The organism is Siminovitchia terrae (assembly GCF_003605405.2).
Lineage (GTDB): Bacteria > Bacillota > Bacilli > Bacillales > Bacillaceae_C > Siminovitchia > Siminovitchia terrae.
In genome coordinates, this window is sequence record NZ_QYTW02000003.1 from 125,654 (window position 1) to 141,170 (window position 15,517).

Genomic DNA, 15,517 nt, shown 5'->3' on the forward strand with positions numbered 1-15,517 from the left:
GGAAGGAGGAAAGATAAAATGAATGAAGAATACAACAATGCCCAAGATAACTCAAATCCTCTTTATAACGGTATAATTAATGCCTTGCAGCTTATGCGCCCTGCAGCTGTTTTAGGAATCAAAGGTTTAATGGAGCTTGGCGAAAAGACTAAAACACTCACAGCATACGCCCGTGAAGAATTCGAAGACCTTGTAGCTGAAGCCCAATTTGAAAGAATGAAACAACAGATTGATGAGGAACAAAAGGAGTAGCTAATTAATGGCAGCGGACTTCTTGCAAGAATGCCCGCTGCCGATTAAACTCGGGAGGTATTCCAATTGAGTGGCCAAAATAATGAAATAACTCATGAACTTAGTAAAGCGCTTAAACATTTAAGTAAAGCTTTAACAATCAGTATTCACTCCCTAAAAGCAGACCCCGACGCAAAAAAACATGTCGGTGAATTATGGGAAAGTTTTCTTAGCGCATTTTTCAGCCAGATCAGAGAAAGAGGTAAAGAAAGCAAAATCAACTTATTACATTTGATTTCCTTTTCAAATATAAGAAAGTATTAACAATCTTTTATCTTGAAGGTATCTCCGCCGCCTCTTCAAAATCATCCGCTGCTGCGGCATGTTTCAGTCTTGGCGCCAATAAAAGGGCCATTGCCAATAGACCGACACATAACCATAAGGCAGCCGATATTCCGCCCAACTTGTCAGTCAGCAATCCTCCAATGCCCGGTCCAAGGATCTGTCCCCCGGCAAAATAGATGGTCACATACCCCAATGCGATTGGAGCATAGGATTGGTGGACCTGCTCGGTCGAAAGTGCCTGGATAAGAGAAAGCATACCAACAAACGTGAATCCCCAAAGCGCCTGGCTTATGACGAAGCTTGATAAGACAGGAATGAATATGGGGATCAAAATGGATGACCCTCCTAGGAAAATAGTGATGCACAAAGACAGCTTCCTTCCGATATTATCGGAAACGGCACCCCATACCGGCCCGCTGAATATACTCATTACGCCTCCCAAAGCCATTATGTCTCCAGCGTTTTTTTCATTTACGCCAGCTTCCAAAATATAGCTGAAAAAGAAGCTTTGAGGTATCAAATAGGCAAAGCCAATCAAACCATAAATAAAAGCGACAAGCAAAACACCTTTATGGAAATAAACTTCCTTGAATAAGGATACACCCTGTTCTCCTTTTTGGGACAAAGGTACAGGCGGATCTTTTAAAATCCTAACAGCAACCAAAGTGGTTAGGATGGAACCAACCCCAAAAAGAAGCCAAAGATAGCGCCAGCCGTAATCATCGAACCATATATTAAAAATTGGCGCAATCAGGCTTGCAATCAGGGTTCCAAGTCCCATCCCGCTTAACAAAAGGCCGATCATCATCCCCCTATTGTTCGGAAACCATCCGACGACAATATTTACAAGTGGAGTGTATCCAAAAGCGGTTCCGACACCAAGCATGATCATTCCAATAAGAGAAGCCGCATAGCTCCCTGCATTGAATAAAATTATACAACCCCCGGCAAGAAGCAAAAGACCGATTACAACGAGCGGCTTTGACCCCCATTTGGATGCCATGATCCCTACAAGCAATACCATGGCTAGGTAACCGACCGCTGTGGAGGTCCCCAACATCCCTGCCTGCTGATAGGAAAGATTAAGACTGTCTCTCATATATGGCATAAGAATCCCGTAGGCCATCCTTCCAAAGCCCGATATGCATATGGTGATCAACATACTGACAATAGCATATATCCACATTCTTTTTCGCTGTTTCATTCCTCCACCCCATCGGCTGAAAACTTTTCCATCAAAAAATTTAGAATAAACCTGTAATTAATTGTACCAAAAAGATCATTGCTTGAAAAAAAAGACCTTCAATTGTGTAGAGATAATAAAGTCGTTTAATAACCAATAGTTGGAAGATATTTAAGTTATTTAATTTTTAATATAAGGGACGTGGAGAAGTTGTCTCAACAAGGAAACGGTAATCATCCTCACCTTCCCCCATGAATATAACCTTTAGTTCACGTTTATATATAAATGGCACTAAAAAATGCCAAGCATTCCTGATAGTACTAACAACAAGTATTGCAATAACTAAAGCTAGTGTTAAATCTATGAAGAAGTGAATTTAACCATTCAAATACATAGGAACACAACCAGAAGTCAGAAAAGACGCGTGCGGCTGATGGAAACATTGGGACGCCTCCACACCCTCCTGCTGCAAAAAATGCCTCTATAAATCCAATAATTATAATTGGTTGAATAACTTGAAACCGTTTCAATAAGTAGGCATAATCTTCCCTAGTATAGTTTATCTAAGTATAATATACTCTCCTCCTACACTTGCAATAAAAAGCTCTGGGTTTAACATCACATCGAACGAAGTTCAATCAGTCACAATCCTTTGATATTTAATTAGGAATATTGTCAAAATTACAGATAGTAGTAACCCTTCTAACACATAACCCCAACTAAAGAATGAAACAGCATTAGGGAAATAGCCTAAAATACCGTCAATACCAGACCTTATCTTCGACCCTTCGTCAACAATTCTTTGCATGACACTTCCAATATACAAAGGGTTAATGTCATAAATAAATGCACTTGTCAAATATATCGAAATTTTCTCTGCAATACAAGGAACCAAAAAACTTAACGCATAAAAAGTTTTGCTGTTCCCTTTACAGAAGGCTGAATAATACAATGCCCCAACTGTATAGGGGAAAATTATCAATAAAATACCCAAAACATGCTTTACATTCCAACCAATCAAGAAAGCTACGGAATATGTCAGTAGGTAAGTGAATAGTATAATCAACCAACCTAAACACAATCTGAGAAAAACTATAAAGCGTTTTTTCAACTTTACACCTCCCCCTTTTTGTATTGGTGGTGCTTTTCCATCTTCTCATGATCTAAGCATTATCTCATTATGTGCGGTTGGTAGCTTATTGTTTCACATGTGGAAATATTAGCGATATAGTCAACCCCGAATCAAGCTCTGATTTTGCATCCAACTGAATGGCTAAATCATTAGCCATCTTGCTTACTAAAAAGAGTCCCATGCCCGTTGCTTGTCTTGTATAAGTACCTCGCCCTCCAGTAAAACCCTTGTCAAAAATAAATGGCAGATCTTCTTCAGATACACCAGGTCCATTATCACTAATATGTAAAATGGTTTGTTCACTCACTTCATCATAAACCATTTCAAACTTCAGAATGGGATTATCCTGATTTTGTACAACATATTTCGTACTATTAAAGATTAGTTGTTCTAATATAAAAGCTAGTCCCTTGCAATCAGATAAAATTTCCATATCTTCACCTATGAACTGTATTTGAAAACCGGATTCATCTAGTAGTGTTTGATGGTCTTCAATTGTCTGTTTACAAACTGCTAGTAAGCTTATAGACTCAAAAATATAATCTTTATGAACAGCCCCAAGTCTTGCAAAATACAAAATTCTCTCTACGTCTCCAAGCATTTGATCTCTAATATGAAGCATACGCTTTCTAACAAGGGGAGACATTTCGTCACTGCGGTTATCTAATACCAGTGTCATCAATGACAGAGGCTTTTTAATTTCATGAACCCACCCTTCTATATAGTTTTCATAATCGGTCAACTCAATGACTTGATCATTAAGTTCCGACTGATACGACCTTATGATACCCCCCATACTTCGGATATATGACCAATGTGTCTTAGGAGATACCCGGCATAATCGTTCTTCGTTCGCCTCATTCGGTTCTAACAAAAAATCTTGGAAAGCAGCTTCTATTATCTTTTGCTTTTTATTGATGATGAATACAGACAACGATACCATGGCTAGAGTAAAAACAATCATGAGTCCTACTAAAACATTAAACGTTTCAGGATAAGCTAACCAAGCTAAAAAACTAAATAGGAGACTTGTAGCCACCAACATAAGAAACCATTGTTTATAAGCATACAAACAATCATAGATTTGCTTTAACCATTTCATGGCTTCACTTACCCCCTAAGTCGATAACCTTTACCCCTTATTGTTTCAATTTGACTTTCCAAGTTTAATTGTCGCAATGTTTTTCGCAAGCGAGTGAGATTTACTTGAAGTGCATTTTCGTCTATATATTGGTCTGTTCCCCATAAAAGATCACTTAGTGTTGACTTGGATACAACCTCAGGTTTATTCTGTACTAAAGCCAATAAAATTTTTCCTTCATTAGCTGATAATGATAACGATTGCGATCCCTTATACAAAGTAAAAGTATTTGGGTCTAGCGAAAAACTGCCCCCATCTATCAGGCCTAGTTGTCCTTCAAATCTTCTAAGCAGGTTCTGAATGCGCGCCAATAATCGATCTCGATTGCATGGTTTTGTGAGATAATCATCTGCACCTAAATGAAGACCGTGTAATTCATCCTGTAACTTATCTCTAGATGTAAGAATCAATATGGGACCCATTCCTTTTAATTTTAGACTTTTGCATATTTCAAATCCTGACTGTTCCGGTAAATTGATGTCTAATAAAACTAGGTCTGGTGCCGAAGTGGCAATTTGAGCAACAATATCATGGAAGTCTGCAATTGCCCTCACTTCAAACCCTTCTTTTTGCAATATATCCATTAACTCTTCTCTCATCATTGAATCATCTTCGACAATTGTAATTCTCGCCAATTCAGCACCTCCTTCGATGTGAAATGTAACGGTTCCTTAATCTATATTCGGCTTCCAGCGCAATTTATCGATCTCATGATCTGCTGCTCGGGCAACCGCTATTCCATAAATCACCAAAAATACGATAACTATACATGCAAAGGTAAAGGTGATAGGATACAGTAACGCATTGTCTTCGATGCGAATCATAACAAATACAATCATCGCCCTTATCCCAACAGCACCACTCACACACGCAAGAGACATAGGTAACAGAAAGGTCCACAACACCTGTCTACGCATCGATTTTTTCATTTGATGACGTTTTGCCCCTAACATGGAAAGCGTTACATAGCGCCCGCCAGTCTGCTTCATCTGTGTCAAAAATTGTAAAGCTAATACCGTACAAGCAATCATCAAGAATAAGAATCCCATATATAAGACCGTATAACTTCCAGCAACAACATAGAAGAGTTGACGCCCAAAGTTTTGTAAATAACTTTCAAACTCGAAGCCTGAAGACTTTAATAAGTCTCTAGCCTCCATCATTGGTTTCATTAAACCTTGCTGATCTTGCATCTTTTGTGGGATACGAAAATTCCAATATAACGCATAGGTTTCCGTATCTAATAATGGTTCAAACATATGATCGGGGACGATAAATGCTGAATGAATTTCTACGGAACTGTCTGCTACTAATCCTCTCATTGGAATTGATGGGCGTATCAATACTTCCTGATCATTAATGCTCATCAAACTTTGCCCTTCTTTTGCAGCCTTTTCAAGAATACTATCAAGTACAGGCATGCTGTCTAGATTATCCGTAGGCATAAAATCCGGATTAAAATATAAAGCAATTTCATTTGAATGTAGATTCAGTGGTTTTTCTCCTATCGCTTCTAAAAGTCCATTATAAGATGATTCAGGAATGAGATAAGGTGTTGTTGCATCTATCTCTAGAATTCCAAACAGATTAAGTGCTTCAGGGTTTTCCGAACTGATATCATAGCCCTGCATTTCTCCAGATAAAATTTGCTCTTTGTAGTTGTTTGGCAGAGCCCTAATGAGTTGCTCTCTTAATTCAGACCATTCTACCAACGATAAAGGCAAGTCGTCTTCCCCACGTTCATCCTGATATTTCATTTCCCCAATTTCTAGTAGGTTTAAGTCCTCTACATATGGTACCATTTTTTCTGAAGTAAGAAATTGTTCAACCTTTTGATTATCCCCATTAACAGTAAAATCATATATCGAGGAATGCCTACTAAAGGCACTTTCAAATCCTATAATAGTTGAAGCACCATTTGCGATCAAAATGATCGACAACGTGATGAGAATCGATGTGACAGCAACAGAAGTAGATTTATTAGTTATGTTCTCTTGAAACTGCCTTAATGTAAATGTGTGAAGATCTTTAGTAGACTTATGCTTAAACATGCTTGCCAACAAGCCTAGTAATTTTGCAAATCCTTTCATAAAAAGGATCGTTCCTAAACTTCCCAGAGCCAATGCCACAAACAGAAGCAGTCCTGCAAAGTCCATCAAACGATATAAAACAATCCAATAGGCAACGCCTAGCAAGACAGAACCTACTAACATATGGAGTACGTTGCCTTTAACATGACCCATATCCTGTTTCTTATCCATTTGCTCATAAAGTAATTGATGGACCTCTTGATTAAATAATCTTCCGCCAAGAATGACTAATGCTATCAACTGGATGAATAAAAAACCGATTATGGTAAAGAAAATCGCACCTACCGACAAGCTTATTTGATGACCAATAATTCCCTGTCCAACTAATTTAGAAACCGTCAAACTGATGATTTCTGCTAAAAATCCGCCTATTAAAATGCCTCCAATGAGTGCCAAAATAGAAGTAATGAACCCCTCTGCTAAAAGTTGAAGAACAAGGCGTTCCTTGCGCATTCCTAACATGAGATAAAGCCCAAACTCTTTGCTTCTCCGATTTAATTGATACTGATTAGCAAATAAAATCAAGAAAAACAATAAAAATAATGCAAATAGATACACAATGGGCATCTGAGCTAAAAGTTTATCGATCGAATCACTCTCAAACTCCCTTAAGAATAAAATAACATCTTGTCTCCCCAGTGAAAGAATGATATAAAATGAGGCTACTGCTGTTACAAGTGTTGCAAAATAGATTAAATTCTCCTTACGACTTCGTTTAGCATTACGATAAATCAGCCTAGAGAACATTTGCGCTTCCTCCCCCAAGCTGAGCTAGTAACTGCAAAATTCTTTCATAAAATGTCTCTTGTGACTCATCATGTTTGCGACGCAACTCATGAAAGATAACACCATCTTGAATAAAAAGGATTCTTGAGCAAAAACTTGCTGCATTAGGATCGTGGCTGACCATTAAAATAGTTCTTCCACTACTTCTATTAATACCTTCCAACTTATTCATTAATGTTCTTGCAGAACGTGTGTCCAATGCTCCTGTCGGTTCATCGGCAAGAACGATGTCTGGATCAGAAATCAAACTACGTCCAGCAGCTACCCTTTGCTTTTGTCCCCCAGACATCTGAGATGGGAATTTATGAAGGATATCTGTAATTTCAAAAAAACCTGCCAGCTCATCTAATTTAGCTTTTGCTTTTACAAAATCCACCCCATAAATAGATAATGGTAATAGGATATTTTCTTGTCCAGTTAAATTATCCAGCAGTGCAAAGTCTTGAAACAAATATCCAATTCGACTACCGCGATATTCAGCTAAATCCTTACTGTTAAAAGCACTGATGTTTTTACCATTTAGAAGTACACGCCCAGATGTTGGTTTTATTATTGTTGCAATGCAGTTTAATAATGTCGTTTTACCAGATCCACTTGGCCCCATTATTCCTAAGAATTCTCCTGGGAGAATATCAAAGCTAACACCGTTTAAAGCTTTTGTTATATTGTTTTTCTTACCGTAGATTTTTTGTAAGTCTTGAACTTCCAGTAATTTTCCTTGCCTGATCACTGTATAACACTCCTTTTCTTATTATGACTTTCCGAAGTTATAATCGACCGAATTGAGCTATACACATTATAATCAGTATAAAAGACTAGAAACACTTACAAATGATGTAAGGAAAAATGAATGATGTTGATTTGAAAAATTTGAATCACTATATATATTGCACCCCAATAGTTCATTATTGAAGATCATCACGTATGCCAGCAATGACCTTTCATAATAAATATTCTCTGTAATAAAGGGCATCAGTTAGACAAGTTTGTCTAACTGATGCCCTTACTACTATGTTTGGCTTTTGCTATGTTAATGTCTTGGACTTCGAAGTATGCTAATAACTTAATAGCCCAAATACCACTAGCATTGACAAACCCCGAAGGCGGTGATGATAGATTGTAATCCAATCTTGACTATATAGTGATGATAATGATATAGGCTAACCTAATATTTTGAAACAACATAAAATACCTTTGAATGGGTGTACAGAAGTATAAAAATTACCTATTACAGAATATATGATTCATTTGGTGGGCTTCTTGTGAATATCATGAAATCAAATGCGCCTTGGCGTATTTGCGCCCAGATTTTATCGAGCTTAAGCTCGATAAATTTCCTCTGAAAATCTGTGGCATCCGCCGGAGGCTTTGACTTTATTCAGCCGGGGGGTTTGAACCCCCACTGAATGGAATACCAATATGCATACATCTCACCACTTATAGAAGTGGGAGATTTCTGCTGAATGAAGTTAAAATGACAAGTTTTTTAAGGAATTTGCGAGAATCAGCTTCTAACCAATTATAAATGGTGTCCAAACTTTTGTTTAATGTTTTGCATTTCATATGAAGACAGGAATTTTTTATATGAAGGAGGATATTTTTAGTTGGACTTCCTATCGACTATTATCATGATTAATTTAGTTGGTATTGGTGCTAATTTAGATAATTCCAGTATCGGAATGGCTTACGGAATAGAGAAAGTTCATTTCCCCCATAGGGTTAATTTTATTGTCAATGTGATTGGATTTATAAGTGCTTTAATTGGTACGTATGCAGGAAAATCCCTTTCTCAAATTACTCCTTATCAATTTGGTGCAATCTCCTCTTGTATTGTTCTTTCTTCACTTGGATGTTTTATTTTATATTCTAATTATATACATCCTTATACAACCCAAAAAAAAGAATTAAAACTTCAGAGACCTAACCTTCGTATGGGAATTTATTTGGGATTAGGACTTTCAATTTCTAATGCTTTTAGTGGTCTTGGAGTGGGTTTGGCTGATATGGCAAACATGTGGTGGATTGCTTTAAGTATTACTGTTTGGGGATATCTATTAATCTGGTTCGGTAATTTATTTGGGGCCAAGATAATTGTAAGGCGGCTTGGAAAACATTCATCCTTTGTGGCTGGATTACTGCTAATTATAATTGGGATTAAACAAATTTATTAATATGCAAACGAATAGGTCATAATGGAATGTGTTATTTTGCAGAGTACCGTCTCTTTTCCGTGGAATTTTATTAAATCAAATGCGCCTTGGCGTATTTGCGCCCAGATTTTATCGAGCTTAAGCTCGATAAATTTCCTCTGAAAATCTGTAGCATCCACCGGAGGCTTTGACTTTATTCAGCCGGGGTTTGAACCCCCACTGAATGGAATACCAATTTGCATTCATCTCACCACTTATAGAAGTAGGAGATTTCTGCTGAATGAAGTTAAAATGTTTTTTTAAAATAAACAATAAATTTTATTCTATTTATAAAGGTTAACCGATATGATTTTAGTTAGATACACCATAAAAAAAGTGACACTAAAAATAAGGAAGGAGCTCTATGCTTTTGTCGGCACGTAAAAAACTAATTGATCAATTTGGGATTAAAAACATTATTAATTATTTACGGAGGTCTAGACAAGACGAAGAGCGAGAAAAGAAAACAGGCGAAGATACACTACATGAGCAAAAACAACTGATGGATCGAGTACTAAATGAATATAGAATCCCTTATAATCAAGTTTCGGAAATAGGATCTGGAGACAAAATTTCAACCCGCCCAGTTTTTATGCAAGTTATACGTGATTTAAAAAACGAGAAATATGAAGCAATTGCTGTAAAAGAAATATCTCGTATGGGAAGAGGATCTTATACAGATATGGGGACTATTTATGACTTGATTATCGAGAAGCGAATCTACATCATCACGCCCTCGAAGATTTATGATCCCACAAACCCAGCAGACTTGCGGCACATTCGCTTTGAATTGTTTTTATCCAGGGAAGAGTTTGAATCAACAAAGGAGCGACTTAATGGAGGTCGTTATAACGCTGCATTAGAAGGAAAGTGGGTTTCAGGACCACCTCCATTTGGGTTTGATTACAGCCCTGCTACAGGAAGATTAATAATTAATGAGGAAGAGGCAGGGATAGTACGGGCCATTTTTGATTATTACGCAAACGGGATTATTTTAAATAACGGAAAAAGAAAATTAGTTCAATTTCGTGCGCTGGCGACCTATTTAAAGCGAATTGGCATAAAAACTCCAACTGGTAAAGACAATTGGTCCCCTCCTTTTTTGAAAGAGTTTCTTTCACACGATCGATATATTGGCACGCTGCGGCAAAATACTAGGCAAACTTTATCGAATGGAAAAAAGGTTCCCCGCCCAGAGGAAGAACATATTGTAGTAGAAAAGGCCCACCCCGCTATTATTGATATGGAGATATGGAGCAAAGTCCAATATAGAATCAATAACCGGGACATCCCGACACATACAAAGCTCGATTTTGAACCAAATAGATTAGCAGGATTGTGCATTTGTAAGAAATGCGGCAAGAAATTTATAAGAAGAGCTAGCGAAAGGACTTATATTAAGAAAGACGGCAGCGTAAGTTATTATGAAAATGAATTTTTGTTTTGCGGAACAGTCGGATGCACCTATGTTAAATATAAACCGGTTGAGGAAGACATACTTGAAACTCTAAAAATTTTAAAAGACCTGAATCCCTCTTTATTAAAATCACAAGTTGAAAAGATTGTAATCAAAGAAAAGCCTATCGACTCCAAAGAGGATATTATTAAGCGTATTAAATCCAGACGCGAGGAATTAGATAGGCGTATGAAATTTATTTATGAGAAACATGAGACAGGAGTCTATTCTGATGAGAGATTTCTTGAGAGAAAAGCGGAAATTGATAAAGAGTTAGAAGAACTTGCAAAGATTAATGTTGAGGATCAAAAAGAGAATGAGAACGAGGAATTTGATCCAAGCGTAATAAAAAGAAATTTAAATTCTGTTTTGCAAGCATATGAGAACACGACCAGTGAATTAAATAAAAACAAATTGTTGCATAGTGTATTCAGCCATATTTTTATAGAAATCGTTAAAAAAGGGAGCGGTTCAAGGCCTGCAACCCACCAAATCGAGCCTTATCTAAAAAGTACCGTATTGTCAAAACCCAATTGACATGCGGTTTCTTTTTTTAATAACATGAGATTAACACTCATCTGTCGGTTAATGCATTGGCAAATTTACTCATTGAATTTCCGGTCAACGGGGCGATCACCATACAGTCAAGTGGCTCTTTCGGTCCGAGCGGCTCCGCATCCACAATCGAATCTATGACTCTTCGTCCTGCTGTATGTTCAATCCTGGCAATCCAATCATCGCTCTCTCCAAACTTCGTATCTGTGCTTTTGACAGTATAAGTGACGACAGGAACAACTTCCGCTCCAGCACCCGCCAGCTTTTCAATTTCCGGAATAACAGCATCATAGGTACAATGCGACCCAGTTAAACCGAAACCGATTCGCTTACCTTTTAAACTCATTTTTTTATTTCCCCTTTCGGCTTTCCAGCTCTTCTCCCAGCAATTGTGATAGTACATTCGCCAAAATTTGTCCCGCTGTTTTAGGTGCAACAATTCCCGGCAAGCCGGGCGCAAGAAGTGCTTTGATGCCTCGCTTCTCTGCATAGCGGAAGTCTGTGCCACCAGGCTTAGAGGCCAAATCAATGATTAAGGTATGTGAAGGCATTTGGGCAATAACGGCGGCGTTGACTATTGGATAAGGTACAGTATTAATACAAATATCTATATCATTCACTTCATTCCCAAGATCATTTAAATAAAATGGCTGCAACCCCATTTCGGTTATCCTGGCAATATGTTTGCTCTTTCTTGCCCCAACCTTTACTTTAGCTCCCAACAAAGAAAAGGTCCGAGCAACACTCATTCCAACTCTCCCCAGTCCGAGTACGGCTATGGATGACTGATGGATAGTTATGTCCGTATTTTGTATGGCCATCATTATCGTTCCTTCAACAGTGGGGATCGAATTATAAATGGCCACATCGTCTCTTTCAAAGAGATTGATGAGCTTTCGTTTTGATTTTTTTATGATATTATCCAAATACTGGTTGCTGATTCCTGAATAGACAGTGCAATACGATGGTGTCTGTTGCAGGATTTCTTCTGTTAACACAATTTTTTCACTGGAGAATATCGTTTCTACTTCTCCTTCCAAGCTCGTTCCGGGAACAGGTAAAATAATCGCGTCTATATTTGAAAAATTCAGGTCATGAAGCCTCTCTTTCACCGCTCCGGAAAAGGGCTGTTCTAATTGTTCAAAGCCAGCAAGGTATATTTTTGCATCCAGTTCTGCCAGCTTTTTAATGATTTCCAACTGTCTTGCATCTCCGCCCATGACCACAATCTGCATATCCGTCAACATCAAAGATCCATCACCTTCTTTCGCTCCTGCTGAACCCTTTGCCACCTTATTGTATGATTGCATAAAAATAGAGTGCTTGGATGATTTCCTGCACTCTAAAAAGAAAAGTAAATTTTGTTCTTAATGCAAGAGCCTTTTCGAGCAAATATTGAATTAATCCAAGCGATGATTTATTGAACCTCTCCTGACCAAAGTAACGAGATTCTCGGGAAGAGAGCATATTTGTTGGCATATTTCTTTACCAACAGCGGTTTCTCTTATGGATCAAGCTATCCCCCAGATTTTTTAAAGAGGATTGAAGGGCCGTGCTATCGACTTCTTTCCGCCAGCAAGTGGCTTCTTCCCTTTTCATTTGAGGAAGTAAAGCAGAACAAGCCTCATAGGACAAACCTTTTCCAATTTTTACATACGCCATATTCCAACGATGAAGAAAATGGTTATAGACAAATCTTGAACAACCGATGGTTTTAGCGATGAAGATTTCTTGTTCTTTCGTTGGATAGATACGAAACTTGCAGGCTTTGTGCCGCAGCATTGGACTCTCCTCACTTCATTGCTTTGATAGACCGACACCTCTATACTATTTTAACATTTGTATGAGATCATACATTGTATAGAAGTGTTTAAAAAGCTTTTGATTTTAATAGATGTTGGTTGACTAACATAGCTAAACAAAAGCCGATTTATCTACACAATGAAGTCGTGAGTATTCACAGTTGAATGGTAAAACTTGCGAAATTTTGATATCTATTATATAGTTGAGTTACTATTTTTTTAAAGGGTGAACTTTTTGTCAATTGTAGCATTCTAATCTGAATCAACGTAATAGCTTAATTTTGTCGAACAACCACCCATCCTGGGTGTTATTTGTTGTGCAAAAAAAGCAAGATTAGAATTAGTCATCTTCGTATAAACATCTGGCGCGACTAATTTTAGTCGCGCTTTTTCTATTCGTTGATTTAGACAATTTTAATTTTTTCCTATTAAAATTGAGAGGACGAATCTACAATGCAAAAACAATTACAACAAATTACAGCTGATATGCAGCTTGAAGAACATTATCTCACATTAGAAAAGGCTCTACTTGATTTATATTTCCATAAAAATTGCACCACTAAATCTTTAGCTCATACGACAGGCTTACCAATACCTATCGTTTCAGCAATGAAGAAAGAATTTGCTAAGCGAGGATGGGGCAAACATAGCTTAACGAAAAAAGGCCAGCTTGCCATCTCGCAATATTTTCAACTCTCAGGTGCTGATGCTAAGCTCTATCTTCAATTAACGACAGATGATGCATTTCGTACAGAATGGATTACACAAAATATAAGCGAATTAAGCACTATTTATGACGCTAGACCCACAGCTGACGTGGCGATTGATCAAGCAAAATGTACAGTTGAGACAGCCTTAAAACGTGCATTGCTCGCATTAGACTATACGATGCTACTCAATAAGCGTATTTTGTGTTTAGGCGATGATGATTTCATCAGTATTGCACTAGCATTTTTACTAAAGAAAATCTCTCCACATTCTACAACTAAAATTGTTGTATTAGATATTGATAGTCGAGTTTTATATACAATTAGTAAAATAGCTAAAGATTATGAGCTCCCGATTAAAACAGATTATTATAACGTTCAGGAGCCCTTGCCTAAAACATACACCCAACATTTTGATTGTGTATACACAGATACACCGTATACATTGATTGGCGCACAGCTTTTTTTATCACGTGCAATTAACGCACTAAAGCCAGAAGCTATGCGGCATGTGTTTTTCTCCTACGCTAAGCGTAGCTATCAAAAGCAGTGGGAGCTACAGCAAAGCTTACATGCTATGGGCTTCGTGATTGACAGTATTAAATACGATATAAACACCTATGAAGGTGCGCAGATTTTAGGTGCTACAAGCTCATTATTCGTATTACAAACAACAGAGCAAATGACTTCCTACATTCCTAATCAGCGTAAATTTATGCGACCAATTTACACAGGAGAAATTGAGCGGAAATCAGTTGTTTATCAGTGTATCAATTGTCAGCACTCACTTACAGTCGGCGCTGGTCATCAATACACCACGATTGTTCAACTTCAATCTAGTGGTTGTCCGATTTGCGAAAATAAAAAGTTTTCACAAATTAAGAGAGCAGTACGAAAAACACAATTCCAGCACGTATTAGGACATCATATTTTATTAGAGCTACATGATTGTGATGTTGCATTGCTCAATGACGTGCAACAAATTAAAACGATAATGTGTCAAGCTGCACATAAAGCAAAGGCAACGATTGTGACCGAACATTTCCATCATTTTTCACCTTATGGGGTTAGCGGTGTAGTCATCATTCAAGAGTCACATTTAACGATTCACACGTGGCCAGAGTTCGGTTACGCAGCAATCGATATTTTTACATGTAGCAGTAAACTGGCTCTACATGAGGCTGTTCAATATATTACTGAGCAATTTAATGCTGGAAATGCTACACAGCATTACGTGCATCGAGGTAAATAGAAAAAATGAGGGACTGGCCCATAAGCCCTTAAAGCGAAAGCAGAGTGATCTGAAAGATATATTCGGCCCAATGTTAGAGGCCATGCTAAAGGTGAAATGGAAATCAACTGGGCTATGAATCTAATGACAAAAATGAAAAGGAAACAGATAATAGGCGTAGAAGATATTTTCTTTCCATGGTTGGAGTCAGTGGATTTGAAGGTGCCATGGCTATTTTTCCTCTAATCATCGTGCAGCGCTGCGTCGTCTATTTGATCCGCAATTGCATAAGATACGTTCCAAGCAAGGACTCTCACACAGGCATTAAGAGAAAGGTTTCCAAACAAAATGGACGACCTATCCAGGAGCTATTGACGTATGGGAGAGGAATTTTCACCACGTCAAGCAGCGCCATTCGTAAAATCATGTATACTACTAATGCCGTGGAATGCATCCATTCCAGCTTTAGGAAAATGATCAAAAAAGGAGCATTCCCTAACGAGAATGCCCTGATAAAATGCGCCTTGGGTTATTTGTGCCCAGATTTTATCGAGCTCCGCTCGATAAATTTCCTCTGAAAATCTGTGGCATCCGCCGGAGGCTTTGACTTTATTCAGCCGACTGAATGGATTACCAATAGGCATTCATCTCACCACTTATAGAAGTGGG

Annotated in this window: 13 protein-coding genes and 3 pseudogenes; 6 read left to right on the forward strand and 10 right to left on the reverse strand. The window is 37.9% G+C overall.

Annotation, left to right across the window (positions count from 1 at the left end):
• The first annotated feature begins 18 nt into the window (after positions 1 to 18).
• Together D5F11_RS04965 and D5F11_RS04970 are read left to right on the forward strand one after the other, a co-directional pair.
• Positions 19 to 252, forward strand: coding sequence for a hypothetical protein (locus D5F11_RS04965; protein ID WP_120116090.1), 234 nt, complete (start codon positions 19 to 21; stop codon positions 250 to 252).
• A 66-nt stretch (positions 253 to 318) separates the two neighbouring features.
• Positions 319 to 555 carry a hypothetical protein gene (locus tag D5F11_RS04970; protein WP_245998081.1) on the forward strand — a complete coding sequence of 79 codons (237 nt, stop codon included), beginning with the start codon at positions 319 to 321 and terminating at the stop codon, positions 553 to 555.
• Between the two features lie 7 nt (positions 556 to 562).
• Here D5F11_RS04970 and D5F11_RS04975 read toward each other — a convergent pair whose 3' ends face one another.
• From D5F11_RS04975 to D5F11_RS05000, 6 genes are all read right to left on the reverse strand, one after another.
• Entirely contained in the window at positions 563 to 1,780 is a 1,218-nt protein-coding gene (locus D5F11_RS04975) for an MFS transporter (RefSeq protein ID WP_120116089.1), read from the reverse strand.
• Between the two features lie 613 nt (positions 1,781 to 2,393).
• Positions 2,394 to 2,870, reverse strand: a complete 477-nt coding sequence (locus D5F11_RS04980; RefSeq protein ID WP_120116088.1) for a hypothetical protein — start codon at positions 2,868 to 2,870, stop codon at positions 2,394 to 2,396.
• A gap of 85 nt (positions 2,871 to 2,955) precedes the next feature.
• Entirely contained in the window at positions 2,956 to 3,993 is a 1,038-nt protein-coding gene (locus D5F11_RS04985; RefSeq protein WP_120116087.1) for a sensor histidine kinase, read from the reverse strand.
• 8 nt (positions 3,994 to 4,001) lie between these two features.
• Positions 4,002 to 4,667 (reverse strand): response regulator transcription factor, encoded by a 666-nt coding sequence (locus tag D5F11_RS04990; protein ID WP_120116086.1) that lies wholly within the window; start codon positions 4,665 to 4,667, stop codon positions 4,002 to 4,004.
• Positions 4,668 to 4,703: 36 nt separating this feature from the next.
• On the reverse strand, positions 4,704 to 6,869 hold the full coding sequence (locus tag D5F11_RS04995; protein WP_120116085.1) for an ABC transporter permease: 2,166 nt from the start codon (positions 6,867 to 6,869) through the stop codon (positions 4,704 to 4,706).
• Positions 6,859 to 7,638 carry an ABC transporter ATP-binding protein gene (locus D5F11_RS05000; protein ID WP_120116084.1) on the reverse strand — a complete coding sequence of 260 codons (780 nt, stop codon included), beginning with the start codon at positions 7,636 to 7,638 and terminating at the stop codon, positions 6,859 to 6,861. The genes D5F11_RS04995 and D5F11_RS05000 overlap by 11 nt, the downstream gene beginning before the upstream one ends.
• Positions 7,639 to 8,512: 874 nt before the next feature.
• Here D5F11_RS05000 and D5F11_RS05005 point away from each other — a divergent pair.
• Entirely contained in the window at positions 8,513 to 9,079 is a 567-nt protein-coding gene (locus D5F11_RS05005) for a manganese efflux pump MntP (RefSeq protein WP_120116083.1), read from the forward strand.
• On the opposite strand, the gene D5F11_RS25985 is transcribed toward D5F11_RS05005, so the two are convergent.
• Complete coding sequence (locus D5F11_RS25985; protein WP_185830513.1) at positions 9,076 to 9,237, reverse strand: hypothetical protein; 162 nt, start codon at positions 9,235 to 9,237, stop codon at positions 9,076 to 9,078. The genes D5F11_RS05005 and D5F11_RS25985 overlap by 4 nt on opposite strands.
• 224 nt (positions 9,238 to 9,461) lie before the next feature.
• Between D5F11_RS25985 and D5F11_RS05010 the strand changes: the two genes are divergently transcribed.
• Entirely contained in the window at positions 9,462 to 11,090 is a 1,629-nt protein-coding gene (locus D5F11_RS05010) for a recombinase family protein (RefSeq protein ID WP_120119624.1), read from the forward strand.
• 43 nt (positions 11,091 to 11,133) lie between these two features.
• On the opposite strand, the pseudogene D5F11_RS05015 reads toward D5F11_RS05010, so the two are convergent.
• From D5F11_RS05015 to D5F11_RS05025, 3 genes and pseudogenes are all read right to left on the reverse strand, one after another.
• Positions 11,134 to 11,454 (reverse strand): annotated as a pseudogene (locus D5F11_RS05015) (dipicolinate synthase subunit B); the annotation flags it as partial.
• A 4-nt stretch (positions 11,455 to 11,458) separates the two neighbouring features.
• Entirely contained in the window at positions 11,459 to 12,355 is an 897-nt protein-coding gene (dpaA, locus tag D5F11_RS05020) for a dipicolinic acid synthetase subunit A (RefSeq protein ID WP_120115309.1), read from the reverse strand.
• Positions 12,356 to 12,623: 268 nt separating this feature from the next.
• Positions 12,624 to 12,890: pseudogene (locus D5F11_RS05025) on the reverse strand (helix-turn-helix domain-containing protein); the annotation flags it as partial.
• A 473-nt stretch (positions 12,891 to 13,363) separates the two neighbouring features.
• Here D5F11_RS05025 and speD point away from each other — a divergent pair.
• Positions 13,364 to 14,869: an adenosylmethionine decarboxylase gene (speD, locus tag D5F11_RS05030; RefSeq protein WP_120115122.1), complete on the forward strand. Its 1,506-nt coding sequence runs from the start codon at positions 13,364 to 13,366 to the stop codon at positions 14,867 to 14,869.
• Positions 14,870 to 15,033: 164 nt separating this feature from the next.
• A pseudogene (locus tag D5F11_RS27270) lies at positions 15,034 to 15,366 on the forward strand (transposase); the annotation flags it as partial.
• Positions 15,367 to 15,517: the final 151 nt, after the last annotated feature.